The 25,207-nt window shown below is 63.6% G+C and carries 27 protein-coding genes; 19 read left to right on the top strand and 8 right to left on the bottom strand.

What is annotated here, in order from left to right:
* Window positions 1-37 precede the first annotated feature (37 nt).
* From IWX87_RS07010 to IWX87_RS06995, 4 genes are all read left to right on the top strand, one after another.
* Window positions 38-1,477 carry an aldehyde dehydrogenase family protein gene (locus tag IWX87_RS07010; RefSeq protein ID WP_196862805.1) on the top strand — a complete coding sequence of 480 codons (1,440 nt, stop codon included), beginning with the start codon at window positions 38-40 and terminating at the stop codon, window positions 1,475-1,477.
* A 76-nt stretch (window positions 1,478-1,553) separates the two neighbouring features.
* Window positions 1,554-2,336, top strand: coding sequence for a 2-dehydro-3-deoxyglucarate aldolase (garL, locus tag IWX87_RS07005; protein ID WP_196862804.1), 783 nt, complete (start codon window positions 1,554-1,556; stop codon window positions 2,334-2,336).
* A 39-nt stretch (window positions 2,337-2,375) separates the two neighbouring features.
* Window positions 2,376-3,257 carry a 2-hydroxy-3-oxopropionate reductase gene (gene glxR, locus IWX87_RS07000; RefSeq protein WP_196862803.1) on the top strand — a complete coding sequence of 294 codons (882 nt, stop codon included), beginning with the start codon at window positions 2,376-2,378 and terminating at the stop codon, window positions 3,255-3,257.
* A 37-nt stretch (window positions 3,258-3,294) separates the two neighbouring features.
* Window positions 3,295-4,263: a tripartite tricarboxylate transporter substrate binding protein gene (locus IWX87_RS06995; RefSeq protein WP_196862802.1), complete on the top strand. Its 969-nt coding sequence runs from the start codon at window positions 3,295-3,297 to the stop codon at window positions 4,261-4,263.
* A gap of 83 nt (window positions 4,264-4,346) precedes the next feature.
* Here the strand turns inward: IWX87_RS06995 and IWX87_RS06990 are convergent, their stop codons facing one another.
* The 3 genes from IWX87_RS06990 to IWX87_RS06980 form a co-directional block, all read right to left on the bottom strand.
* Complete coding sequence (locus IWX87_RS06990; protein WP_196862801.1) at window positions 4,347-5,099, bottom strand: hypothetical protein; 753 nt, start codon at window positions 5,097-5,099, stop codon at window positions 4,347-4,349.
* Window positions 5,096-6,091, bottom strand: coding sequence for a hypothetical protein (locus tag IWX87_RS06985; RefSeq protein WP_196862800.1), 996 nt, complete (start codon window positions 6,089-6,091; stop codon window positions 5,096-5,098). Before IWX87_RS06985 ends, IWX87_RS06990 begins: the two co-directional genes overlap by 4 nt.
* 152 nt (window positions 6,092-6,243) lie before the next feature.
* Complete coding sequence (locus IWX87_RS06980; protein WP_196862799.1) at window positions 6,244-6,516, bottom strand: hypothetical protein; 273 nt, start codon at window positions 6,514-6,516, stop codon at window positions 6,244-6,246.
* Window positions 6,517-6,717: 201 nt separating this feature from the next.
* On the opposite strand from IWX87_RS06980, the gene IWX87_RS06975 reads away from it, so the two are divergent.
* The 6 genes from IWX87_RS06975 (at window position 6,718) to otnI (ending at window position 12,875) form a co-directional block, all read left to right on the top strand.
* Window positions 6,718-7,491, top strand: a complete 774-nt coding sequence (locus IWX87_RS06975; RefSeq protein ID WP_196862798.1) for a FadR/GntR family transcriptional regulator — start codon at window positions 6,718-6,720, stop codon at window positions 7,489-7,491.
* A 461-nt stretch (window positions 7,492-7,952) separates the two neighbouring features.
* Window positions 7,953-8,924 (top strand): tripartite tricarboxylate transporter substrate binding protein, encoded by a 972-nt coding sequence (locus IWX87_RS06970; protein ID WP_196862797.1) that lies wholly within the window; start codon window positions 7,953-7,955, stop codon window positions 8,922-8,924.
* Window positions 8,925-8,934: 10 nt separating this feature from the next.
* A complete protein-coding gene (gene ltnD / locus IWX87_RS06965) occupies window positions 8,935-9,828 on the top strand; it encodes an L-threonate dehydrogenase (RefSeq protein WP_196862796.1) in 894 nt (297 codons plus the stop codon).
* A complete protein-coding gene (gene otnK / locus IWX87_RS06960; protein ID WP_196862795.1) occupies window positions 9,825-11,177 on the top strand; it encodes a 3-oxo-tetronate kinase in 1,353 nt (450 codons plus the stop codon). Before ltnD ends, otnK begins: the two co-directional genes overlap by 4 nt.
* Before the next feature lie 94 nt (window positions 11,178-11,271).
* Entirely contained in the window at window positions 11,272-11,946 is a 675-nt protein-coding gene (locus tag IWX87_RS06955; protein WP_196862925.1) for an aldolase, read from the top strand.
* 95 nt (window positions 11,947-12,041) lie between these two features.
* Complete coding sequence (otnI, locus tag IWX87_RS06950) at window positions 12,042-12,875, top strand: 2-oxo-tetronate isomerase (RefSeq protein WP_196862794.1); 834 nt, start codon at window positions 12,042-12,044, stop codon at window positions 12,873-12,875.
* A gap of 177 nt (window positions 12,876-13,052) precedes the next feature.
* Here the strand turns inward: otnI and IWX87_RS06945 are convergent, their stop codons facing one another.
* Window positions 13,053-14,105 carry a quinone-dependent dihydroorotate dehydrogenase gene (locus IWX87_RS06945; protein WP_196862793.1) on the bottom strand — a complete coding sequence of 351 codons (1,053 nt, stop codon included), beginning with the start codon at window positions 14,103-14,105 and terminating at the stop codon, window positions 13,053-13,055.
* A 126-nt stretch (window positions 14,106-14,231) separates the two neighbouring features.
* Here IWX87_RS06945 and rpiA point away from each other — a divergent pair, with 126 nt between their 5' ends.
* The 9 genes from rpiA (at window position 14,232) to mdcH (ending at window position 21,858) form a co-directional block, all read left to right on the top strand.
* Window positions 14,232-14,903, top strand: coding sequence for a ribose-5-phosphate isomerase RpiA (gene rpiA / locus IWX87_RS06940; protein WP_196862792.1), 672 nt, complete (start codon window positions 14,232-14,234; stop codon window positions 14,901-14,903).
* A 98-nt stretch (window positions 14,904-15,001) separates the two neighbouring features.
* Complete coding sequence (locus IWX87_RS06935) at window positions 15,002-15,532, top strand: DUF2062 domain-containing protein (protein WP_196862791.1); 531 nt, start codon at window positions 15,002-15,004, stop codon at window positions 15,530-15,532.
* A gap of 150 nt (window positions 15,533-15,682) precedes the next feature.
* Window positions 15,683-17,341 (top strand): malonate decarboxylase subunit alpha, encoded by a 1,659-nt coding sequence (mdcA, locus tag IWX87_RS06930; protein WP_196862790.1) that lies wholly within the window; start codon window positions 15,683-15,685, stop codon window positions 17,339-17,341.
* The gene (locus IWX87_RS06925) at window positions 17,341-18,219 is read left to right on the top strand and encodes a triphosphoribosyl-dephospho-CoA synthase (protein ID WP_196862789.1); all 879 of its coding nucleotides are present in this window, start codon (window positions 17,341-17,343) and stop codon (window positions 18,217-18,219) included. The genes mdcA and IWX87_RS06925 overlap by 1 nt, the downstream gene beginning before the upstream one ends.
* Window positions 18,220-18,227: 8 nt before the next feature.
* On the top strand, window positions 18,228-18,551 hold the full coding sequence (locus tag IWX87_RS06920; RefSeq protein WP_196862788.1) for a malonate decarboxylase subunit delta: 324 nt from the start codon (window positions 18,228-18,230) through the stop codon (window positions 18,549-18,551).
* A complete protein-coding gene (locus IWX87_RS06915) occupies window positions 18,548-19,444 on the top strand; it encodes a biotin-independent malonate decarboxylase subunit beta (RefSeq protein WP_196862787.1) in 897 nt (298 codons plus the stop codon). Before IWX87_RS06920 ends, IWX87_RS06915 begins: the two co-directional genes overlap by 4 nt.
* Window positions 19,437-20,243, top strand: coding sequence for a biotin-independent malonate decarboxylase subunit gamma (gene mdcE / locus IWX87_RS06910; protein ID WP_196862786.1), 807 nt, complete (start codon window positions 19,437-19,439; stop codon window positions 20,241-20,243). The genes IWX87_RS06915 and mdcE overlap by 8 nt, the downstream gene beginning before the upstream one ends.
* Entirely contained in the window at window positions 20,240-20,926 is a 687-nt protein-coding gene (locus IWX87_RS06905) for a malonate decarboxylase holo-ACP synthase (protein ID WP_280757462.1), read from the top strand. Before mdcE ends, IWX87_RS06905 begins: the two co-directional genes overlap by 4 nt.
* Window positions 20,923-21,858, top strand: coding sequence for a malonate decarboxylase subunit epsilon (gene mdcH / locus IWX87_RS06900; protein ID WP_196862784.1), 936 nt, complete (start codon window positions 20,923-20,925; stop codon window positions 21,856-21,858). Before IWX87_RS06905 ends, mdcH begins: the two co-directional genes overlap by 4 nt.
* 246 nt (window positions 21,859-22,104) lie before the next feature.
* On the opposite strand, the gene madM is transcribed toward mdcH, so the two are convergent.
* From madM to IWX87_RS06880, 4 genes are all read right to left on the bottom strand, one after another.
* Complete coding sequence (madM, locus tag IWX87_RS06895) at window positions 22,105-22,878, bottom strand: malonate transporter subunit MadM (protein WP_196862783.1); 774 nt, start codon at window positions 22,876-22,878, stop codon at window positions 22,105-22,107.
* Window positions 22,875-23,288: a malonate transporter subunit MadL gene (gene madL / locus IWX87_RS06890; RefSeq protein WP_196862782.1), complete on the bottom strand. Its 414-nt coding sequence runs from the start codon at window positions 23,286-23,288 to the stop codon at window positions 22,875-22,877. Before madL ends, madM begins: the two co-directional genes overlap by 4 nt.
* Window positions 23,289-23,473: 185 nt before the next feature.
* Window positions 23,474-24,388, bottom strand: a complete 915-nt coding sequence (locus IWX87_RS06885) for a LysR family transcriptional regulator (RefSeq protein ID WP_196862781.1) — start codon at window positions 24,386-24,388, stop codon at window positions 23,474-23,476.
* Between the two features lie 119 nt (window positions 24,389-24,507).
* Window positions 24,508-25,191, bottom strand: coding sequence for a glutaredoxin domain-containing protein (locus IWX87_RS06880; RefSeq protein WP_196862780.1), 684 nt, complete (start codon window positions 25,189-25,191; stop codon window positions 24,508-24,510).
* Window positions 25,192-25,207 lie beyond the last annotated feature (16 nt).

The raw sequence follows: 25,207 nt of genomic DNA, 5'->3' as shown, positions 1-25,207 counted from the left end.
GAACAACAACCCAACAACAAACTTCAAGGATTACGAAATGACCCAGAAACACGACAACCTGATAGCCGGCCAGTGGCTGGCCGGCACCGGCTATTCGCTCAATATCAACCCATCGGACCTTTCCGATGTGATTGGCGAGTACACCCAGGCCAGCGCCGGGCAGCTCGACGCCGCCGTGCAGGCCGCCCGCGCCGCCTTTCCCGACTGGTCCGTGTCCAGCATCCAGGCCCGGGCCGACGCGCTCGACAAGATCGGCACCGAGATCCTGGCGCGCCGCGAGGAACTCGGTACGTTGCTGGCCAGGGAAGAAGGCAAGACCAAGGCTGAAGGCATTGGCGAAGCCGCCAGAGCCGGCAACATTTTCAAGTTCTTCGCCGGCGAATGCCTGCGCCTGACCGGCGAGGTCGTGCCCTCGGTGCGCCCCGGCATCGGCGTTGAAATCACCCGTGAACCCGTTGGCGTGGTCGGCATCATCACGCCGTGGAACTTCCCGATTGCGATTCCCGCATGGAAGATCGCCCCCGCGCTGGCCTATGGCAACTGCGTGGTGATGAAGCCCGCCGACCTGGTGCCGGGCTGCGCCTGGGCGCTGGCAGAGATCATCAGCCGCAGCGGCATTCCGGCCGGTGTGTTCAACCTGGTCATGGGCCGGGGCAGCGTGATCGGCGACCCGCTGGTCAACCACACCGGCGTGGACGCCATCAGCTTCACTGGCTCGCAATCTGTAGGCGCCCGCATTGCCCAGCAATGCGCGGTCAACCTGAAAAAAGTCCAACTGGAAATGGGCGGCAAGAACCCGCAGGTCATCCTGGACGATGCCGACTTGGCGCAAGCGGTGGAACTCAGCGTGCAAAGCGCGTTCTTCTCGACCGGCCAGCGCTGCACCGCGTCGAGCCGGCTGATCGTCACCGAAGGCATCTACCCGAAATTCGCCCTGGCGATGAAGGCGCGCATGGCGACGCTCAAGGTCGGCGACGCGCTGGCCGCCGGCATCGACATCGGCCCGGTGTCGTCGCTGGCGCAGCTGGAGCAGGATTTGTCTTATGTGGACATCGGCCAGAAGGAAGGCGCGGTGCTGCTGGCCGGCGGCGAGCGCCTGAAGCTGGCCACCGACGGCTTCTTCATGGCGCCGGCGCTGCTGACCGACACCACGGCAGATATGCGCATCAACCGCGAGGAAGTGTTCGGCCCGGTCGCCAGCATCATCCGCGTCAAGGGTTACGACGAAGCGCTGTTTGAAGCCAATAACACGCCGTTTGGCCTGGCCGCCGGCGTCGCCACCACCAGCCTGAAATACGCCACGCATTTCAAACGCCACAGCCAGGCCGGCATGGTGATGGTCAACCTGCCGACCGCCGGCGTGGACTACCACGTGCCGTTTGGCGGCCGCAAGGGTTCGAGCTACGGGCCGCGCGAGCAGGGCCGCTATGCGCAGGAGTTTTACACCGTCGTCAAGACCGCCTACACGCTGGCGTGAGGCGCAACGCAACCGGCCCATCGATTCGTCAACGGCCCGGCCGTGAAAACCGGCAGGCTGAAAAAGGAGACCTTCCATGACACAAGCGAGCGCTTACCAAAGTTTTCCCAATAGCCTCAAGCGGGACCTGCTGGCTGGCAAAAAGCTGATCGGCTGCTGGTCGTCGCTCTCCAATGCCATCACCACCGAAGTGCTGGGCGTGGCCGGTTTTGACTGGATATTGCTCGACGGCGAGCATTCGCCCAACGACGTGACGACCTTTATTCCGCAATTGATGGCGCTAAAAGACAGCGTCAGCGCGCCGGTGGTGCGGCCGACCTGCAACGACGCGGTGGAAATCAAGCGCCTGCTGGACGCGGGTTTCTACAACTTCCTGATTCCGTTTGTCGAAAGCGCCGACGAGGCGCGGCGCGCGGTGGCTGCCACGCGTTACCCGCCGCAGGGCATTCGTGGCGTGTCGGTGTCGCAGCGCAGCAACCGCTACGGCACGGTGCCTGATTACTTCAAGTCGGTGAACGAGCATATCTGCGTCATGGTGCAAATCGAAAGCCATGCCGGCGTGGCGGCGGCGCGCGAGATTGCCGCCATCGACGGCGTGGACTGCATTTTTGTCGGACCGTCCGACCTGGCCGCCGGCATGGGCCACCTGGGCAACTCCGGACATCCTGACGTGCAGGCTGTGATTGCCGCCGTGTTTGCCGATGCCAAGGCCTGCGGCAAACCTTCAGGCATTTTGGCGCCGGTCGAGGCGGACGCCCGCCGCTACCTGGCGATGGGCGCGACCTTTGTCGGCGTCGGCAGCGACCTGGGCGCCTTCCGTTCGGCCACGCAGGCCCTGTGCGAACGCTACCGCAGCTGATTCCCACATTTTCAATTTCTTTTTGACTGGAGCAAAAAAATGAGCAAGCTTGGATTTATCGGCCTCGGCATTATGGGCGCGCCAATGGCCGCCCACCTGATCGCTGCGGGGCATGAAGTGTTCCTCAACACCCGAAGCAACGTTCCCGCGGACCTGCTGACCGGCCAGGCCACGGCCTGCGATTCGGCCAGGGAAGTCGCTGAAAAAGCCAATATCATTTTTTTGATGCTGCCCGACACGCCCGATGTGGCCAAGGTGCTGTTCGAAGGCGAGGGCGTGGCCAGCGGCCTGAGCCAGGGCAAGACCGTCGTGGACATGAGTTCCATTTCGCCGATGGACACCAAGGAGTTCGCTGAAAAAATCAATGCGCTCGGCTGCGATTACCTCGATGCGCCGGTGTCGGGCGGCGAAGTCGGCGCCAAGGCCGGCAGCCTGACCATCATGGTCGGCGGTCCCGATGCAACGTTCGAGCTGGTCAAGCCGCTGTTCGAACTGATGGGCAAGAACATCACGCTGGTCGGCGGCAACGGCGACGGCCAGACCTGCAAGGTCGCCAACCAGATCATCGTGGCGCTGAACATTGCCGCCGTCGGCGAAGCGCTGCTGTTCGCCAGCAAGGCCGGCGCTGATCCGGCCAAGGTGCGCCAGGCGCTGATGGGCGGTTTTGCCGCGTCGCGCATCCTGGAAGTGCATGGCGAACGCATGATCAAGCGGACCTTCAATCCGGGCTTTCGCATCGGCCTGCACCAGAAGGACTTGGGGCTGGCGCTGGCCGGTGCCAAAACGCTGGGTGTGGCGCTGCCGCAAACCGCCGGCGCGGCGCAACTGATGCAGGTGTGCGCTGCCAACGGCCTGCAGGACCTGGACCATTCCGCACTGGTGCGCAGCCTGGAAATCATGGCCAACCACACGGTGGCCTGAGCCAGCCGCTGCTTCCACACTGTTCAAGGAGACAGACATGACCCTCAATCGACGTGATCTTTTAGGCGCTTCACTGGCCCTTGGCCTGGGCGCCGCCAACGCGCAGCCAGCCAACTGGCCCGTCAAACCGATCCGCATCGTGGTGCCTTACCCGCCAGGCGGTTCGTCCGACATCATTGCCCGGTCGATTGCCCAGCCCCTGTCCGAAGCGCTCAAGCAGTCCGTCATCGTGGAAAACAAGGCCGGCGCAAATGGCAACCTGGGCGCCGATTACGTCGCCAAGTCGGCCCCTGACGGCTACACGCTGCTGTTGTGCGACACCGGCGCGCTGGCCATCAGCCCGTCCGTGTACACCAAGCTGCCTTTCGATCCGTCCAAAGACCTGCGCGGCGTGACCATGCTGGCCTATTCGCCGCACCTGCTGGTGGTGCATCCGTCAGTGCCGGCCAGCAACCTGAAGGAGCTGGTGGCGCTGTCGAAGAAAACCGAGCTGAACTTTGCCGTCACCGCCATGGGCAGTGCGCCGCACCTGGCCGGCGTGGCGGTCGAGCGTGCCAGCGGCGCCACATGGCAATACATCCCTTACAAGGGCGGCTCGCAGGCCATCACCGACACGATTGCCGGCCAGACCCAGATTTTGATGAACGGCATGCTGGCAACCCTGCCGTTTGTGCAAAGCGGCAAGCTCAAGATATTGGGCGTTTCCAAAAGCAGCCGCATGCCCTTGATTGGCGATGTACCGACGCTGGCCGAACAGGGGTTGACCGGTTTCGAGTCTGGCACCTGGCAGGGCATGCTGGTAGCCAACGGCACGCCGCCCGCGATCCTGAACCGCCTCAACAGCGAACTGATCAAGGTCATCCGCCATCCCGACATCCGCGCCAAGCTGGCGGGGCAGGGGGCCGAGGTGGTGACCATGGCGCCGGTGCAGCAGGACGAATTCTTCAACCGCGAAAAAGCCCGTTGGGCAAAGGTCGTCGAGCAGGCCAGCATCAAGCTGGACTGAAAACGCCTGGATATTTATGAAGTAAATGGCACTTTGCGCATGTACTGCGAGCATAGTTTGCTATTAATTTTGTATTTTTATATTCATCCTGGCCTGCGCGGCACCTGGGGCGTTGGATACTGCGGACGGGGAAACCTGAACGGCGGGAATTCAGGCGCCGGCGTGCTGCGGATGCGATTGCGGTAGTACTGCGTCCAGCCGATGGACTGGCGGATGGCTTCCTCTGGCACCCGGTAGGCGCGGCCGTCGCCCAGCAGGCCGCGACCCGTCAGGTCGATGCGCCACCCCGCCGGGACCGTGGCCGGCGCGGGTTCCAGGGTGCGGGCCTCGCCCTCGACCACGGTGATCTGAAGGTAGGCGCCCGCCGGCATTACGGAATAAGCCACCTTGCTGAACTGCTGGCTTTTGGTGCCCAGCGATTCCACGCAGGCATTGGACTTGTCGATAAAAATCCGGCCGCTGCGAAACAGGCTGACGACCAGGCAGTTCAGGTCCTGGAACAGGCTGGGGTCGGTGTTTTCGTCGATTTCGATATAGCCGCCGTTCCAGAAATCGATCTTCATGCGCGTTCCCGGGCCGGTATAAAAGCGGTCGCCGGCCAGCAGCGCCTGGCCCAATTGGGCGGGCTGCCCGGCGCCATGGTTGCCCCGGTCGACAAACGCATTCGGTCCCTCGATGAAGGTGATGCGGCCGACCGGGCGCAGCACGGGTGCCTGCCCCTGGCTGGCGGGAACGGGCGCAGGGGCTGGCGGCAGGGGAGCGCATGCCGGCAGCAGCGCAAGCAGCAAGACCAGCCCGAAGCGGCTGGACGGATAGAGAATACGGTTCAGGGTCATCTGGCGCCTCCTTCCGGGATTAAAAACAGGTTGGTCTGGCCCGTCACCTGGAGCCGTGCAATCGTCTCGCTCGGGTACCACACGGCCTTTCGCTCGGCAGGCAGCCACAGCAGCAGGTTTTTGTCGTTGCGCGTCATGAGGTTGCCGCTGGCCAGCGCACCGTCCCTGAATTCAAGGCTGGCCAGCGGATAGACCGCCGCCCGCACCAGGATGCCGAAAGCCACCGGCAGCAAGAGCGTATAGACCATGCCATAGACGGCCAGCACCAGCCGGCAGGCCCGCGCCAGCATCTCGGGCCGGATGGCCGCAGTGAAGGAAAACGACGCGCCTATGGCGATCAGCAGCACCAGGTAGCCGTCGAGCAGACGCCTGAACTCGGCCAGCAGGAACACATTGCAGCGCTCGCCCTGCATCAGGAGCGAAGCCGCCACATCCGGAGGCAATCCACTGCCGGCCACCGGAATCAAGGCCCGGCAGTCTGCTGCGGCCTGCACGCCGCTGCGAAACAGCAGGCTGTCAATGCGCCCCAGCGCCAAAAGCGGGTAGAAAAAGCGGTCGGTATGCGCAATCAGCAAGACCACCAGCGCCGTCAGAAGCAGCGTGCCCTTGAGCGCCGGACGCGCCGCAGCCAGCGCGGCGCGCCGTTGGGCCAGCCATTCGCCCGCACGCCGCCCACCTCGGGCCAGCGGTCCGATTTCACCCAGAAGCGCCAGCAGCACCAGCACGCCGACGCCGCCGGCGCCCAGGGCCAGCACCATCTGCAGCAGGTGGGCGGTGACGGCGAAAAAGAAGCGTGCGCCCTCCAGCAGCATGTCCTCGTGCTTGAAGTCCACCACCCGGCCCAGCCCAAGCATTGTCAGGTGGGCATGAAAGGCGTAGTAGCCGGTGGCATAGCAGATGGCGGTCAATGCCGCCAAGGCACCGCCAAGCCAGGCAATCGATTCCTTGAGCCGCTGAAGCAGTTCCATGGCCGCCACCCCGATGTGTTTCACGCCGTTCCGGCAGACTGTCTGCTCGCCCATCGATGGCAAGAACCGTGGCGCAATTAGGCAGGCATCGGCCGGATGCTAGCCAACTCTAAACGCAGAGCCGGTGGACAGCGGCATTCCAGCGTGCAGAAAGTTTCCGGATCAAGTAACTGATGTTACGCAGTGAAGTGGATGAGGGTATGGTGACCGCCAGAGCCGTTGGCTGGCAGTACGCCGGCCGGACGCTCAGACTGCTCCAGCCCTGCCGCGAGCCGCGTTTCCTGGTCATTCGCCTGCTTGGCATTGAACTCGCCGGCGCCGCCGATCAGGTGCGTCTTCATGCCTGCGGCGCGCAGCAGCTCCAGACACTCGCGAAATGGTTTCTGACCGGCGCCCATCACCACCCTGCGTTTTGGCCGGGGCGATGTGGATGACCCGTTCGGTTTCATGCCCATCGGGTGGATTGACCAGGCAACCCGCCCGGCTGGCCTTCAAGACGTGGTCCAGTCAGGCCTCGTTTCAGGCAATACAAATGTTTTAGTCCTGGCTTCGTCCCTGCGCAGCATTGTTGAGGAAATCCGGGTCGGCCAGTAAGGGCGGCGCCATGGCGCAAGAATGTTGTAAAGTGATATGACAAGTTTCAGCATTCCATGACCCAACGTTTTCATTCCATCACGCCCGGCGTGCATCTGTCCGAACGGGTGGCCGAGGCACTGTCTGCCGAAATCCGCGCGGGCCGGCCGGCCGCTGGTGAAAAGCTGCCGACCGAAGCTGCGCTGGTCGAGCAGTTTGCGGTCAGCCGCACAGTGGTGCGCGAGGCGGTGTCGCGGCTGAAGTCGCTGGGCGTGGTCGAGTCGCGCCAGGGCAGCGGGGTGTTTGTGCGACAGGCTGCGTTTGCGCCGCTGAATTTCGACACCCGCTCGGCTGCGTCCAGGCAGGCTGTCATTCAAATGGTGGAGGTGCGTCGCGCACTGGAAGCAGAGGTGGCGGCGCTTGCTGCGCAACGCCGAAATGCAACCGACATCGCGCGCATTCGCCAGGCGATTGTGGCCCTGGACGAGGCGGTCAAGGCCGGGGGCGACGGTGCCGATGAAGACGTGAACTACCACCGTGCTATTGCAGATGCTGCGCAAAATCCGTTTCTCATCAGCACGCTGGATTACCTGCGCCAGTTTTTGCGCGGGGTGACGCGTGTGACCCGCGCCAACGAGGCCCGGCGAGCGGATTTTGCCCGCCAGGTTCGCGACGAACACGAAGCCATCGCTGCGGCCATAGAGGCGGGCGACCCCACCATGGCGCGCCGGGCTGCGGCACAGCACATGGACAACGCCATCGAGCGCATCGAGCAGGCCGATCCAGACTTTTGGAAAGAGGCCGGTGTGCAATTGGCAAGCCCCCTGGTGTCCGGCGCCACCCGGCGGTAAGCCTCGCACCCAGTGCATGGACGCTTGTTTCGCATCCCTCGCCGGCACACGGCGGTGTGAAAAATTGAAGCCTCAGCATTCGATCAGACGATTTTCATACCGTGTGAACTCCCCAAAGACGCGATGCGCCCTGGCACGCATATTTGCCGCTACATCCACTTGCAGCACCGCTCGACGCTCCGTCTGATCATGGTTTTATAGAACCCGTTTGAACCCTGCTGGCGCGGCATGTTCAGCCAGATCAGTGAGGGTTTGCAAAATGCTCAGGGTAAACAAGGATGAGCAAACCACCAAAAAGTTGTAGGATGACCATATAAATATTGGCTGAAATTTAAGTTATCCCCTGTTGTGAGACCAACAGGCAAGCCATGAAAAACGAAATTTTTATCTTGAGTGTTCGTTGTTCGCGTGCATCTGCACACCGTTCTCGCAGCGGCCTTTTTTAATACCTGGAGAAAATCATGAAACCCATCACGCGGCGACAGGCCATTGTGTGGAGCGGCACCGCACTCGCCGCCCCACAGCTTGCCATGGCACAAACCTGGCCTTCCCGGCCAATTCGTTTGGTCGTGCCTTTTCCGCCAGGTGGGTTGATCGACAACATGGCGCGTCTCGTCGGCTCCCGGCTGGCGCAGGAACTCGGGCAAGCGGTGGTCATCGACAACAAACCCGGGGCGGGCGGCAATGTGGGCGCCGCTGAAGTGGCCCGCTCGCCAGCCGATGGCTACACCTTGTTGATGGCTTCGCCGCCGCTGACCATCAGCCCGGCGCTGTATGCGAGCCTTCCCTACAAGCCCGAGCAGCTTGCGCCGGTTGCCTTGCTGGGCCGTGTGCCCAATGTGCTGGTGGTCAACCCCAAAAGCGGCATCGGTTCGGTTGCCGACCTGTTGGCACGCGCCAAACGCGAACCCGGCAAGTTGAACTACGCCTCGAACGGCAACGGCACCTCGCTGCACCTCAGTGCCGAACTTTTCAAAAGCACGTCGGGAACGTTTGTCACGCACATTCCCTACCGCGGTGCCGCTGCCGCGGTGACAGGCCTGATCGCGGGGGAGGTCGAGATGATGTTCGAGAACCTGCCTTCGGTGCTGGGGCAGATCCAGGGCGGTACGGTGAAAGCCCTTGCCGTGACAACCCTTCGCCGCAGCAAGACGCTGCCTGACGTGCCCACGCTGGTCGAGCTGGGCATGCCGGAGTTTGACGTCAGCGCCTGGTACGGCGTCGCGGCGCCCGCAGGCACCCCTCCTGCTGTTGTCAGTGCCCTGGAGCAGGCGCTGCAAAAGATCATGCGTGAGCCTGAAGTTATCCGCGCCATGGAGTCCCGTGGTGCCGAGGTTGGCTTCATGCCGGCCGCAGACATGGGCGCCTTTATGGCGGCCGACGCGCAAAAGTGGAAACGCGTTGCCAGCTTTGCAAAAATTACCCTTGGTTGAAGGAGTGAACATGACACCAGTCGCAGGTTTGGTGGGTCTGGGTGCCATGGGCAAAGGCATGGCGCAGTCGCTGCGCCGCGCCGGATATGCACCGCATGTGTTTGACGTTCGGCCAGAAATCGCAAGCGCGTTTGCCGAGGAAGGCGGCGCTTTTGCCAGCCCTTCGCTGGCGGAACTGGCCCGGCAATGTGATGTGATTGTTTCGGTAGTGGTTAACGCCGCGCAAACCGAGGCGGTGCTGTTTGGCCCCGACGGCTGTGCTGCGGCCATGCGGCCAGGCAGTGTTTTCGTGATGTGTTCGACGGTGGACCCCAACGGGTCCATTGCCCTGGAAAAGCGCCTCAATGAACTGGGTCTGCTCTATATCGACGCGCCCATCTCTGGCGGGGCGGCCAAGGCGGCAAGTGGCGAAATGACCATGATGACCTCGGGCGCGCCAGCGGCTTATGCAAAAGCCGAACCGGTGCTTCATGCCATGGCTGCCAAGGTCTACAAACTTGGCGATTCGGCCGGCGCGGGCAGCAAGGTGAAGATCATCAACCAGCTGCTGGCCGGTGTTCATATCGCGGCCGCTGCTGAAGCGATGGCACTGGGACTGCGCGAAGGGGTGGATGCAGCTGCGCTGTACGAGGTCATCACGCACAGCGCCGGGAACAGCTGGATGTTTGAAAACCGCATGGCGCACGTGCTGGCGGCTGACTACACGCCCCTCTCGGCAGTGGACATCTTTGTCAAGGACTTGGGTCTTGTGCTAGACATGGCGCGCGCCAGCAAGTTTCCGCTGCCGCTGTCGTCCACCGCGCACCAGATGTTCATGCAGGCTTCGACGGCCGGTTTTGCCAATGAAGACGACAGTGCCGTAATCAAGATTTTCCCGGGCATTGAGTTGCCAAAAAAAGCATGAGTCCGATCAGCCTCGGCTGCATCGCCGACGATTTCACCGGCGCCACGGATCTGGCCAACAACCTGGTGCGCGCCGGCATGCGGGTGCTGCAAACCATTGGTGTGCCTGACGGCCCCCTGGACGCCGATGTTGACGCCGTGGTGGTGGCCCTCAAGTCGCGCACCGTATCGGCTGAGCAGGCGGTGGCGGAGTCGCTGGCCGCGCTGGCCTGGCTGCAGGGCCGGGGCGCGCAGCAGATCTATTTCAAATATTGCTCAACCTTCGACAGCACGGCTCAGGGCAACATCGGACCGGTGACGGATGCATTGATGGACGCGCTTGACACCGGGTTCACCATTGCCACCCCGGCTTTTCCCGACAATCAGCGCACCGTATTCAAGGGTTATCTGTTCGTCGGCGACGTGCTGCTCAACGAAAGCGGCATGCAGAACCACCCACTGACGCCCATGGCAGACGCCAACCTGGTGCGGGTGATGCAGGCCCAGACCAGACGACGTGTCGGACTGATCGACCACCGGGTGGTGGCGCTCGGTGAAGTCGCAGTGCGCGAGCGCATGGCCCGACTTCAAGCCGAAGGGGTGGGCGTGGCGATTGTGGATGCCGTGTCCAACGAGGATCTGTTGCTTCTTGGCGGCGCCCTCAAGGGCATGCCATTGGTAACGGCAGGCTCCGGCGTGGCGATCAGGTTGCCGGCCAACTTTGGCATCACCCCTTCGCTGCAGGCCAGCCGTTTGCCGGCTGCAGGGGGGCTGCAGGCGGTGGTGTCTGGCAGTTGCTCGCTGGCGACCAACCGGCAGGTGCTGGATTTCATCAAGCGGGGCCATCCCGCCTTCGCCATCGAACCGTTGCGTGTCGCCTCCGGCGTCGATGTGGCGGCCGAAGTGCTGGCGTGGGCCCGTCCGCTGCTGGCGCAGGGTCCGGTGCTGGTGTATTCCACGGCCGATAGCGCTGACGTCAAAGCCGTGCAGTCACGGTTGGGTGCCGAACAAGCCGGTGCGCTGGTCGAGCGTACCTTGGCGACAGTGGCGCGCGGCCTGGTGGAATGCGGTGTAGGGCAGCTTGTGGTGGCAGGGGGTGAAACCTCGGGCGCCTGTGTGCAGGCGCTGGGCGTCACGCAACTACAGATCGGCCCGCAGATTGATCCCGGTGTGCCGTGGTGTCACGCCAGACCAGCGTCCCCGCGATCTGCTCCGAAGGTCATCGCCGACGCCCCAGTGGCTGACGATGTCCCTGCTGCGATCCAGTACGTGCCGGCCATGGCCAGCCACGATGGACTGCACCTGACGCTGAAGTCCGGCAACTTCGGCAGCGACGATTTCTTCACCAAAGCCTTTACCATGCTGGCATGAAGCACCGCCACCACGTTTGCCGTTTTATAGCGGCGTTGCCACCGATGCGAACAGCGGTCTTTCTTGCGGTTGCCTGGCGGGCGACATGACAGGGCTGAGCGAAACCCGGGCGCGCGAAGAAATTTGCCGCGTGGGAAAAAGCCTGTTTGACCGGGGTTACGTGCATGCCACTGCAGGCAATATCAGCGTGCGGCTGGCGGCATCCGAAGGCGGGGGCTTTTTGATCACACCCACCGATGCCTGCCTGGGTTATCTGGACCCGGCACGTCTGGCGCGGCTTGACGCCAACGCAAGGCAGCTAAGTGGCGACACCGCCAGCAAGACCCTTGCGCTGCATGCCGGCATTTATGCCTCGGCCGAACCGTTTGACCCGGCAACGCAGTGCGTGATTCATACCCACAGCACGCACTGCGTCGCATTGAGCCTGTGCGCCACGGGTGAAGAGTTGTTGCCGCCCATCACGCCTTACTTTGTCATGAAGGTGGGTCATGTGCCGCTCATTGACTACCACCGGCCCGGCGATTGCGCAGCCGCAGCCAAAGTGGCGCAGGCCATCACGCATTACGGGCAGCAAGGAACGCCCGTACGCGCAGTGATGCTGGCCCGGCTCGGACCGAATGTCTGGCACGACAGTCCCGCATCCGCCATGGCCGTGCTGGAAGAGCTGGAAGAAACCGCACGGCTGATGGTGTTGGCAGCGTCGCCGCCGCTGCCCCTGAGCGCAGAGCAGATCGACGCGTTGCGCCAGACCTTCGGAGCGCGCTGGTAGGCTGAATATGGGTTCAATCAGGCTGTAGCCCTTTCCCTGAATGCGCAAGCAGCTATCAATTTAAACGGTTTTTTTATCACCTCACAAAGATCGCCATGCCGAAATTTGCAGCCAACCTGTCCATGATGTACCCCGAACTGCCGTTTCTGGACCGCTTTGAAGCGGCAGCCGCTGACGGCTTCAAAGCGGTAGAGTTTCTTTTTCCGTATGCCTTCGACAAACCTGAACTGGCTGCGCGCTTGAAAGCCAATGGATTGCAGCAGGTGTTGTTCAATGCGCCACCCGGTGGCGTCGATGCCGCCTCCATTGCCATGGCCTGGGACAAGTCCGGTGACCGAGGCACAGCCAGCGTGCCTGGCCGCGAGGCGGAGTTTCGTGCCGGTGTGCTGCTCGCCCTTGACTACGCCGAAGCGCTGGATTGCCCGCGTATTCATGTGATGGCCGGTTTGGTGGCCGAAGGGCAGGAGCGCGAGGACACACAGCCGCTCTATGTGGAAAACCTGCGCTGGGCGGCGGGCGAGGCGGCGAAGTGTGGGCGCGACGTGTTGATTGAGCCGATCAACACGCGGGACATTGCGCGTTTCTTCCTGAACCGGCAGGACCACGCACACGAGATCATTGCCGAGGTCGGCGCGCCCAACCTCAAGGTGCAGATGGACCTCTACCACTGCCAGATTGTCGAAGGCGATGTGGCCATGAAAATCCGCAAGTACCTGCCCACGGGCGCTGTCGGGCACTTTCAGGTGGCCGGTGTGCCCGAGCGCCACGAGCCGGACATCGGCGAAATGAATTATTCCTACCTGTTCAGAGTGATCGACGAGGTGTCGGCGGGCTGCAACTGGGACGGCTGGATTGGCTGCGAATACCGCCCGAAAAAGGGCGGCGAGCCAGGAGGAACTTCGGCTGGCCTGGGGTGGATGCCGCGCTGAGTGCGGGCAAAGCGGCAGCGTGCCAACCAGGTGGTGCCCCGCCATGCGCTAACGCATGCATCACAACAGCATGGAAATCGACATGCACGCCCTACGCACTTTCAGGCAACCTTCAAGCCACTTTTCAAGTGTTTTAAGCTATCAAAATAGTAGCTGCTTGCGCCCGCCAGTATTGAGCTAGCGGCACTTTTTAATTGAATTTGCAGCCTCGGCGACCAGTGCCGGGCCTTTGTAGATCAGGCCGGTGTAGATCTGCACCACGTCGGCACCGGCCTTGATCTTGGACACTGCATCCAGCCCGCTCATCACGCCGCCCACGCCGACGATGGGAAAATTCGTGCCCAGCGCGGCACGCAACTGGCCGATGACGCGGTTGCTGGCGTCGAGCACTGGCGCGCCGCTCAGGCCGCCCATTTCTTCGGCATGTCGCAGGCCTTTGACGGCGTCGCGGCTCAGCGTGGTGTTGGTCGCGACGACGCCGTCCATCGCGTGGCGTTTCAAAGTGGCGGCAATCACTTCGACCTGCGCGTCATCGAGATCGGGCGCAATCTTGACAAAAATCGGCACCCGCTTGCCATGCCGGCCCGCCAGTGTCTCGCGGCGTTCGGCAATCTGGCCAAGCAGGGCGTCCAGCGCCTCGTCGCTTTGCAGCGCGCGCAGGTTCTTGGTGTTGGGGCTGGAAATATTGACGGTCACGTAGTCGGCATGCGGGTACACGCCGTCGAGGCAGATCAGGTAATCGTCCACCGCGTTTTCAATCGGCGTGGCGGCGTTTTTGCCGATGTTCAGGCCCAGCAGCAACGGGCTTTTCGCGCCTGGCTTGCGGATGCTCGACTTCTGCACGTTGGCAAGGAAAGCGTCCAGCCCGTCGTTGTTGAAGCCCAGGCGGTTAATCAATGCATTGGCCTCGGGCAGGCGGAACATGCGTGGCTTCGGGTTGCCAGGCTGGGCTTTCGGCGTCACCGTGCCGACCTCGACAAAGCCGAATCCCATGGCTGCCAGTCCGTCGATGCAGCGGGCGTTCTTGTCCAGCCCGGCGGCCAAGCCCACCCGGTTGGGAAAGCTCAAGCCGGCAAGCTCGATCGGATCGCTGACCCGCGTGCCGCAATACAGGGCTGACAGCGGCGTGCCCTGGGTGCGCGCCAGTGACGCCATGGTCAGGTCATGGGCGGTCTCGGGGTCGAATCCGAATAAAAAGGGGCGGGCCAGGGCATAGGGGAGCAGGGGCATTGGATAATTCGGGCAGAGAGCAGTGGATTTTTATGGGCCTGGCAAAGCGCTTGGCCCCGAAAGGCATGAGCCGCGATTGTCGCAAAAACTGCTTCACCCCAACCGCATTTCCCAACAAAGCACACCATGACCCAAGACGAACTCAAAACCCTGGTGGGCCAGGCGGCCCTGCATTACATCGAGGACGGCAGCATCGTCGGCGTCGGCACCGGCTCGACGGTGAACAAGTTTATCGACGCGCTGGCCAGCATGAAGGACCGGATTCAAGGGGCCGTGTCCAGCTCGAACGCCTCGACCGAGCGGCTGCAGGCGCTGGGCATCAAGGTGTTCGATGCCAGCGAAGTAGACGAACTGGCGGTTTACATCGACGGCGCCGACGAGATCGACCACGCCGGCCACATGGTCAAGGGCGGCGGCGCGGCCTTGACGCGAGAAAAGATCGTCGCCGCGCAGTCGCGCCGCTTCATCTGCATTGCCGACAAGTCCAAATACGTTGCCACGCTGGGCGGCTTTCCCCTGCCGGTCGAGGTCATTCCGATGGCCGCGCGGCGCATTGCGCGCCAGTTCGAGGCCATGGGTGGCGCCGCCACGGTGCGCCACAAGGGCGGCCAGCCGCTGGTGACCGACAACGGCCAGCACATCCTGGACGTGACCGGCCTGAAGATGACCGATCCGCTGGCCTTCGAGTCGCTGGTCAGCCAGTGGCCTGGCGTGGTGACGGTGGGGGTGTTTGCCTTCCAGAAGGCGGATGTGTGCTTGCTGGGAACGGATGACGGCGTTGAAACCCTGCTCTTTTAAGCGGGCTTACATTGATGAGCGCCTTGTTCTTGTCTTTTTCAGCCGGCAGCGGTGATGCGTAACGCAAGAGCTGCTTGTCCACCGGGAAACCATGGCATATGAGCCTGCTTGATCGATTGCGTGCCCGCATCCCGAGCCGTCAGCAGATCAGCCGCAACCGCTGGCTGGCCTGGCTCGGCCCGTGGCTGGACCAGCCCAAGCTCTGGCACTGGTCGCGGCGCGGTGTGGCGATGGGCGTGGCCGTGGGCGTCTTTTTTGGCCTGCTGGTGCCACTTGCGCAGATTCCGCTGTTGGTGGGCGCGGCGATTGTGCTGCGCGTCAACGTGCCGGCTGCCGTGGCCAGCACGCTCGTGAGCAATCCGCTGACCTTCGCGCCGATCTACTACGGCGCCTACCGGCTGGGGATCTGGGTCACGGGCGAGAAGGCAGTGCACAAAGACCTCGAAGTCATCGGCGCGGAGGAGATCGAAAATACCCTGAGCCTGTGGCAGCGCATTGCCGCCCTGGGCAAGCCGCTGGTGGTCGGGCTGTGCATCACCGCCGTCCTGATGGGGCTGCTCAGTTATGCACTGATCTCGCTGGTCTGGCGCTGGCGGACGATGGCGAAACGGCGCGGCAGAAGGCGCTGAGGCTGGCCTGCCTGCCGCCGCCGTTCATGGATTTGAGGTCTTTCCCGGCCGCAACCTTTGCGCCCAGCGTAATGAATCCACGGCAAGGTTCATTGACCCGACCAGCCCGCTCGAATATCTTTGCTGTCAAAGCGATTTTATGGAGCAAAAATGCAGACTCAACCCAGCAGCCGGTCATGGGACACCCGCCGGACCGAAAAAAAACGGCGCCTGGCGCGTGCCGCCGCCTTCACTGACGGCCGGGTGGTTCCGACAGCCGACATTGTTTCCTTTCTTGAAGCGCTGATCGCGCCCGGCGACCGCGTGGTGCTGGAGGGCAACAACCAGAAGCAGGCGGATTTTTTGTCGCGCTCGCTGGCGCAAGTCGATGCAGCCAAGGTCAACGGCCTGCACATGATTATTCCCAGCGTCAGCCGGCCCGAGCACCTGGACCTGTTTGAAAGCGGCATTGCCCGCAAGCTCGATTTTTCCTACGCCGGCTCGCAAAGCCTGCGCATCTCGCAACTGCTCGAAGACGGGCAGTTAGAGATCGGCGCCATCCACACCTACATCGAACTCTATGCACGCCTGTACATCGACCTGACGCCGAACGTCGTACTGATCGCCGGCTTCACGGCCGACCGTGCCGGCAACCTGTACACGGGCGCCAGCACCGAGGACACGCCCGCGCTGGTCGAGGCGGCGACGTTTCGCGACGGCATCGTGATCGCGCAGGTCAACGAGATCGTGGACGATGTGGGCGACCTGCCGCGCGTTGACATTCCGGGCTCATGGATCGACTTTGTGGTGAAAGCTGACAAGCCCTTCTTCATCGAGCCGCTGTTCACCCGCGACCCGCGCCTGATCAAGCCGGTGCACATCCTGATGGCGATGATGGCGATTCGCGGCATCTACGAGCGCCATCAGGTGCAGTCGCTGAACCACGGCATCGGCTTCAACACCGCCGCCATCGAGCTGATCTTGCCGACCTATGGCGAGTCGCTCGGGCTCAAGGGCAAGATCTGCCGCCACTGGGCGCTCAATCCGCACCCTTCCCTGATTCCGGCCATCGAGTCGGGCTGGGTCGAGAGCGTGCATTCGTTTGGCGGCGAACTCGGCATGGAAAAGTACGTCGCGGCGCGGCCCGATGTGTTCTTCACCGGCGCCGACGGCTCGATGCGCTCGAACCGCGCGCTGTGCCAGCTGGCGGGCCAGTACGCGGTCGATCTGTTCATCGGCTCCACCCTGCAGGTTGACGGCGACGGCCACTCTTCGACCGTCACCCGGGGCCGGTTGTCAGGCTTTGGCGGCGCGCCCAACATGGGCCACCAGCCCGGCGGCCGGCGCCACTGCACGCCCGCCTGGCTCGACATGCTGCAGACCGACAGCCCGCTGGAAAAGGGCCGCAAACTGGTAGTGCAGATGGTCGAGACCTTCCAGGCCGGCGGCAAGCCGACCTTCGTCGAGGAACTCGACGCAGTGCAGGTTGCCAAAGATTCAGGCATGGCGCTGGCGCCGGTGATGATCTACGGCGACGACGTGACCCATGTGCTGACGGAGGAGGGCATTGCCTACCTGTACAAGGCGCAGTCGCTGGCGCAGCGCCAGGCGATGATCGCAGCCGTCGCGGGCGTCACGCCGATTGGCCTGCGCCATGACCCGGCGCAGACGCGGCAGATGCGCAGCGAAGGGCTGATCGCGCTGCCGGAAGACCTGGGCGTGGACCGATCCAAAGCCACACGCTCGCTGCTCGCGGCCAAGAGCATGGCCGATCTGGTGGATTGGTCGGGCGGGCTGTACGAGCCGCCGGCCCGGTTCAGGAGCTGGTAATGAAGGCATTGGACCTTGAATTCCTCCCTGCACCAAGCCACTCGTCAAGGCTGGCAGTGCAGGCGGTCGATGCGCTGCTCGACGAAGCGCGGCTGACGCCCAAGCCGGGGCTGGTGGACCGCCGGGGCCGGGGCGCGCACACCGACCTGGACCTGGAGCTGATGTGCCGCTCGGCCTGCGCGCTGGCGCCGGCATTCATTGAAATGGCCGAGGTCGCACGCGACGCCGGCGCGCCCACGCTGGGGCTGCGCGAATCGCTGGGCCGGATTGGCCGCGAAGCCGAGGCCGCCATGATGCAGACGACACAGGGCGTCAACACCCACAGAGGCGCGATCTGGGCGCTGGGCCTGCTGGTGGCCGGCGCAGCGTTGGAGTCCGAGGCGACCAGCCCGGCGCGAACGGCGCAGCTGGCCGCCGCCATTGCCCGCATGCCGGACTGCCATGCACCGCAAGTGACCGGCAATAAGGGTGAACGCGCCTGCCGCGACTTTGGCGTCACTGGCGCACGCGGCCAGGCTCAGGCCGGATTTCCGCAGGTCATCGAGCGCGGATTGCCCGAACTGCAGCGCAGCCGCGCGCGCGGGAATAGCGAAACGGCGTCCCGCCTCAATGCGCTGCTGGCCATTTTGAGTGGTCTGGACGACACCTGCGTGCTGTCCCGGGCCGGGCCGGCCGCGTTGCGGGCGCTGCAAGACGATGCCGCCGACGTGCTGGCCGGAGGCGGCGTGGCCAGCCTGACGGGCCGGCGTCTGCTGCATCAACTCGATGCACGAGCGCTGGCCTTGAATGCCTCGCCGGGCGGTGCGGCCGATCTGCTGGCCGCCACCTTGTTTCTCGATCGCCTGGACCTTCCGGTCTGCAGGCCTTCACTTAATTGAAAGCTGATATGGAAACCTTTGATTTTCAATACCCTGCAGGCCAGCCCGCTGGTGGGCGGGTGATGGTCGGCGTTGTTGGCTCCGGCGACCTTGAAGTGCTGCTGGAGCCGGGCACGGCGGGGCAAACCCGCGTGCGCGTGACGACCTCGGTCAATGGCTATGGCGCTGTCTGGCAGGCGCAGCTCGACCGGTTGTTCAAGGCCGATGCACAGGGCTGGCCTGCGGTAGCGCTTGAGATCAACGATTTTGGCGCGACACCGGGCGTGGTCGGCATGCGCGTGGCGCAGGCCTTCCAGACGCTGGGTGATGCGGCCCCAGGAGAAAAATCATGAGCGCTTTGCCCCTGGGCCTGACGGGCCATGACAGCTTTGTCGAACTCGACGCCAGGGCCCGGGTGCGCGCGCTGCTCGATGCCGGGACATTTCGCGAACTCATCGACCCGTTCGAGCGCATGACCTCGCCGTGGCTGGCCCGCCAAGGCGTGGTGACGCAATCGGACGACGGCGTGGTGGTTGCCAAGGGCTGCATCGACGGCCAGCCGGCCGTCGTGCTGGCGATTGAAGGCGCGTTCCAGGGCGGCAGTCTGGGCGAGGTTGGCGGGGCAAAGATGGCCGGCGCGCTGGAACTGGCGGCTGATGACAACCGCCAAGGCGTGCCGATGCGCGCCGTCATCCTGTTTGAAACCGGCGGCGTTCGCCTGCAGGAAGCCAACCTGGGCCTGGCCGCCATTGCCGAGATCCATTCGGCCATTGTCGATCTGCGGCAGTACCAGCCGGTCATCGGCGTGATTGCCGGCAGCGTGGGCTGCTTTGGCGGCATGTCGATTGCCGCGGGCCTGTGCAGCTACCTGGTCGCCACGCGCGAGGCGCGGCTGGGCCTGAACGGGCCGCAGGTGATCGAGCAGGAAGCCGGCATTGCCGAATACGATTCGCGCGACCGGCCCTTCATCTGGAGCTTCACCGGCGGCGAGCAGCGCTTTCGCACCGGGCTGGTCGATGCCTATGTCCAGGACGACACCAGCGACATCCGCAGCGCCGTCGTCGGCCTGCTGGCGCGCGGCCGCCCCGGCGTCGAGCGCAGCGACCAGTACGCGCACTACCTGGCGCGGCTGTCGTCTTACGACGCCGGCGTGCAGGCCACGCCCGACATCGTGCGGCAGGTCTACAACGTCACTCACACCGATAGCGTCAATCGCGTCAACAGCGCAGGAGCCGGACATGAATGAGCAAACCCCAAGCCGTGGCGCCATCTGGCTGGCTGCCCTGACCGACAACGCTGACGTGTTGCGGGGCTATCCGCCCTCGGTTCGCGTGGCCGATGCGATGCTGGCCGGCCAGCCAGCGCGCTACATCGCAGTGGTGCCGGATGCCGAAAGCAGCTACCCGCGTGCGCGTACCGGCGAGACAGGGCTGATCGAAGGCTGGGCGCTGGCGCAGTCCGTGCATGAGGCCATCGCGGCGGATCGCGAGGGCGCCAAACGCGCCATCGTCGCGGTGATCGACGTCAGCAGCCAGGCCTATGGCCGACGCGAGGAGGCGTTTGGCATCCACCAGGCGCTGGCTGGCGCCGCCGGGGCCTATGCGCAGGCGCGCCAGCAGGGCCATCCGGTGATCGGCCTGATCGTCGGCAAGGCCATGTCGGGCGCCTTTTTGGCCCACGGCTACCAGGCCAGCCGGCTGATTGCCTTGAACGACGACGGCGTGATGGTGCATGCCATGGGCAAGGCCGCCGCCGCCCGCGTGACGCTGCGCAGCGTCGAAGACCTTGAACGGCTGGCCGCCGACGTGCCGCCAATGGCCTACGACATTGCCAGCTACGCCACGCTGGGCTTGCTGTGGAAGCTGGTCGATGTGGCCAGCGCCGAACATCCGTTGGCGGCCGACTTGGAACATGTGCGTGGCGCGCTCGTGGCCGCACTGGACAACATCAAAACCGACCCTGCGGCTGACTTGCGCAGCCGTCTGGGCGGCGTCAACCGGCAGGCTTCGTCGCGCGTCCGAGAGAAGCTGCGCGCGCAGTGGTGAATGCACCTGCCGCCATCCATCGTCCGCACGATCTGCTGTGGCCGGTGGCGGCTTCGGCATTGATTTTTTCGGAACCGCCGCCGTCGTGGGCCACGCCGGCCTGGCTTGCCGCGGCCCCGGTGGTGGTGCGGCGCGCCACGCTGGCTGACGCGGTCCAGGTGCCGGTGGGGCTGCGCGGCATCACCCGCAGCGAGCGCTGTGCTGCCCGGCTGGCGGCTGGGCACGTCGTGCGGGTGCTCACGCCGGAGCAAATTGCCCACAGCGCGGCAGTCAGTGTCCGGGTGCGCAAATCGCCGCTGGCCTGCCTGCAAGCGCTGGCCCGGCTCGGCCCGAAACTCGACGCCCTGCCGCTCGCATGGGGTGTAACAGGCGGAGTCGGATTTTTTCTGGCCAGCGGCTGCGATGTGCTGCGCCCCGGCAGCGACCTGGACCTGATCCTGCGCGTGCCGCTGGCGCCCGATGCCGATGCCTTGCGTGCAGTTGCCCAGCTGCTGCACGACCTTGATGCGCGCGTCGATGTGCAGGTCGAGACACCGTTTGGTGCCTTTGCCTTGAACGAGTGGACGCGCACCGGCGGGGCGGTTTTGCTCAAGACGAACCGAGGCCCCGTCCTGACCGACAACGCCTGGGCGCGTCCGGACCCGGCTTTTTTCAGTGCTGCCTGCTGCCCCATGCCGGCATGAGCATCCTGTTCACCTTCCCGGGTCAGGGCGCACAACGCGCCGGCATGCTGCATGCGTTGCCGCACAATGCGCTCGTGCGCGAGGTGATGGACGAGGCCAGCGAGGTGCTGGGTCGCGATGCCCTGGCGCTGGACAGCGATGCAGCGCTGCGTTCGTCCGTCGCGGTCCAGCTTGCCTTGCTGATCGCCGGCGTTGCCACGGCGCGCCATTTGATCCGCGAGGCCGGTCCGCCCGATGCCGTGGCCGGCTTGTCGGTGGGCGCCTATCCGGCGGCGGTGGTTGCGTCGGTGCTGTCCTATGCAAATGCGCTGCGGCTGGTCGAGCGCCGTGCCCGGCTGATGGAAGCGGCCTATCCCTGCGGCTATGGCATGACCGCGATCCTCGGTCTGGAGCGTGCCGCGCTGGAGCCGCTCATTGCCCAGGTGCATTCAGCCGTTTCACCCGTTTTCCTGGCCAACGTCAATGCCCCGACGCAACTGGTGGTGGCCGGCGCGCATGCCGCCATGGCGCATGTGGCTGAACTCGCGCAGAAGCGGGGCGCCTATGCCGCCAAGCCGGTGGCGATCAGTGTTCCGTCGCACTGCCCGCTGCTTGACGCGCCGGCAGCCGAACTGGCGCTGGCCATGGCTGCTGTGCCGGTGGCTGCGCCGCGCCTGCGCTACTTCAGCGCCAGCCTGGGCCGCGCGCTGAGTGCGCCCGCCCTTATTGCCGACGACCTGGCGCGCAACATGGCGTTGCCGGTGAAATGGCACGACACCAGCGTGCTGGCCCACGAGCACGGCGTTCGCCTGAGCGTTGAAATGCCGCCGGGCAGCGTGCTGACCAAGCTTGGCGGGCTGGCGTTTCCCGATGCCGTGTCGGTGGCCGCAGCCGGCACCCGCACCGACACGCTGGCGGTCCTGATGGCGCGGGAGCGGCAGCGCGAACAATAGGTGTCGGGGTCAATGCAGGCCGATGAGAGCCTGCCGCCAGCTTTGCAAACGCATGACGCCGCGCGGCATGGGTTTTAAGACCGCTGCGGCCTGGGCTTGCTGTGGTGCCGGTCTTGCCAAAAAACAGGATTTTAAGCATGAAATATGCCTCTGGCGCTTGACTGGCATGTACAAGCAGCTATATATTTAATAGCAATAAGCTGTTTTTGCCTTGACTGGCGTGATGCACAGTCAGCGCAAATGTCCTTAACCGATCAATGCGCGCGTGGCAAAGAACAGCACCGACGGCCCCATCAGGCAACCCAGCCCTGTGTAGAACGTCGAGGTCATGGCGCCGTAGGGCACCAGCTTCGGGTCCACCGCTGCCAAACCGCCGCAGACGCCGCTGGTGGTGCCCATCATGCCGCCGAAGATCATCGCCGTACGGGGGTTGTCCAGGCCGATCATTTTGGCAAAGAAGGGCGTGCCGATCATCACCATCACCGACTTCACCAGTCCTGCGGCGATGCTCAGGGCGATCAGCTCGGAACTGGCGCCGATGGCCGCGCCAGTCACCGGTCCCACGATATAGGTCACTGCGCCGGCCCCGATGGTGGTGATGCTGACTGCGTCGGTGTAGCCGAAAGCCATTGCCACGGCACCGCCGACGACAAAAGACAAGACCACGCCCAGTAACAACGAAACAATGCCGCTGACACCGCACTTGCGCATGTCTGTCAGGGTGGCGCCATAAGCGGTTGACACAATGGCGAAGTCGCGCAGCATGGCGCCGCCCAGCAGCCCGACGCCACTCAGCAGCTTGAAGTCAACCACGCCATTCTTGCCGCCGGTCACGACGCCGCCGATGTAGGCCATCAGCAGTCCGAGCATGATGGCCAGGGCCGACCCCTGCAGGTGGCCACGCGTCAGCCGTGCCGACAGCACATACGACACCCACATCGTGACGCCCACGACGGCAAAAGCCGTCAGCAGCCCATTTTTGACCAGCGCGCTGGTCAGGATGTCCAGCGTGCTGGTCATGCCGTTTCTCCTGAACGGTGCTGGCCGGACGGCGGCTGATCTGAGGGTTGCAGTTTGGGCCTGCCGATCCGGTCGACGACCGGTATCAGCGCGAAGCAGATCACCGTTGCCAAAGCACCCGCGATGATTGCCATCGGGCCACCCTTGATCGCGCCAAGCACGTTTTGCTGCGCGGCCATGGCCACCACGATCGGGATGTACATGGCCGTCCAGAAAGCCACGCCTTGGGACGACTGCTGCACGAATCGTCCGGTGTTCTTGAGATGTTCTGAGAAAAACAGCAGCAGGATCATCGCAAAACCGACGCCCCCTACATTTGCCTTGACACCGATTGCCGCGCCCAGCAGGTCGCCGATGAGTACCCCGAGCAAGGTACAGATGGACAGCAGCGCTACCCCGTAGATGATCATGATGCTTGTCTCCTATTACACCGCCAGTATTCGGCCGAATGGTTAGAAACCGGGTCCCGCACAAGCCGGAAGGTTTGCCGCGTTGGTTTCTTGAGTGCGACTTTATCGGCGCCGGCAAGGCAGATCAATTAACGCGCAGGCGTCACGATTTCAGTGGGTGAAACAGTCGGGGGTTAACCCTGAAGTCACGCCAGCAATTGCCGCGACAGTCGGCAGACCGATGCCAGCGCCAGTAAATTCGGGTCGCGCTCGCGGGTGCGCAGGAAATTGAGAGCGATATGCTGGCGCATCAGGAACCTCGGCTGCAGCGGAATCAATTGCACCTTGTTCGGAATCACGTCGCGCACCCGGCCCGGCAGCAGCGTGCAACCAATGCCGCCGCTGACCAGATTCATGAGCGAGAAAATGTCGCCCACCTTCATGGCAATGCTGGGTGTGAAGCCAGCAACCCGAAAGGCTTCTACAAAGCCTGAATAGGTGGCAAAGCCCTCAGTCAGGCTGACAAAGCGCTCGTCAGCGCAGGCGCTGAGGTCTACAGAGTCCAGGTTCGCATAAGGGGAACCGACGGGCGCGGCAAAGTAGATGTCGTCATCGAACAGCGCAATGGATTCAATGTCGGCCTCGCCTTCGGAATCCGCCATCAGGGTTGCATCGACCAGACCCTGCCTGAGCTTTTGCAGCAGGTCCGCATTGGAGCCCAGTATCAGTTCGGTTTGCAACTCCGGCTTGCGCAGCTTGATGCCCATGATGAGCGTAGGCACAGTCTTGATGGTGAGCGAATACAACGAGCCTATCCTGATGCTGCCAGCCGCATAGCCTCCAGCCTGCCGGGTCGAGGTGATACCGTCGGCCATCAGTTTGAGCACGTCGCGTGCTACTTCGGCCAGCGCCTGCGCAGCATCGGTAGGCAAAAGGTTGCGGCCTTCAGGCCGGAAAAGGGTGCAGCGTACCCCTTCTTCGAGTGAGTGAAGCGCACGATGCACGCTGACCGTACTGACATCAAGCCGCTCGGCCGCACGCGTCAGGCTGCCGGTTTCCATGTAAGCCAGCAAAACTTCCAGCTTGCGGAAGGTGATCTCTTCGCTGATTCGTTGGTGCATTCTGGCCTTTCTGTTTTGCATTGTGCCAAACGTGCCGCCAAAACTTCGAAAACAAAGCAGCGCCTGCGCTCAACCGGGCTGTTGATCGGCGAGCTCGAATTACAGGCTGTTCACATCGGTCAGAATTTGATGCCGCCCGGATTGCTGCTGTTGGCAGGTGCCTGTACGGGGCGTAACGCAGGGGTTTTCTTCGCTGTTTTCGGCTCGCTGTTTTCGCCAGAAGGAGGCGATGCCGGCAAGAGCGACTCGGCTACCAACGGCACTGGCCTGGGCAATCGGTAGCTGGGCAGCAGGACCGAAGACTTTGGATAGTCCGCAGCATTTAGGAACTGGGTCCATTCCGCATCGGAAAAACCCTTGAGATGCTGGCCGCCAATGGTCAGAAAGGGCAATAAGGTTTCGCCGCTCAGACGTTGAAGCGCCTCGGTATCGGCGACCGTGATGACCGTTTTTTCATTGAATGGAACGCCCCGACGGGTCAGCAATGAACGGCCTGCGCCGCAGGGCGCGCAGTTTTCGCCGGTGTACAGGACCACCGGGTACTTGAGCACCACCTGGCGAAGTTCGAACGGCAGGCCGGCTGGTGTGTTGTCACCTGCGCCGCCAGATACATTGACTTCGCTGACTCGGGTATTGGGCGCCGACACTGGCGGTGGCCGGTCCGAAAAAATCAGCCTGCCATCCGGCCCGACGATGCGGTAAATCTGCTGCGCCTGCACCTGCAATGAAGACAGGGCGCTGGCTGCCAGCCCCAGCATCAACAGTGCCTTGAATCCGGAAAAACACAATGCGCTTGATTTCATGGTTCCGGTCCAGTTT

Source organism: Polaromonas sp. CG_9.7 (assembly GCF_015752205.1).
Lineage (GTDB): Bacteria > Pseudomonadota > Gammaproteobacteria > Burkholderiales > Burkholderiaceae_C > Polaromonas.
Note: the sequence above shows the minus strand (reverse complement) of the source record. Positions and strands in the feature narration are given on the sequence as shown.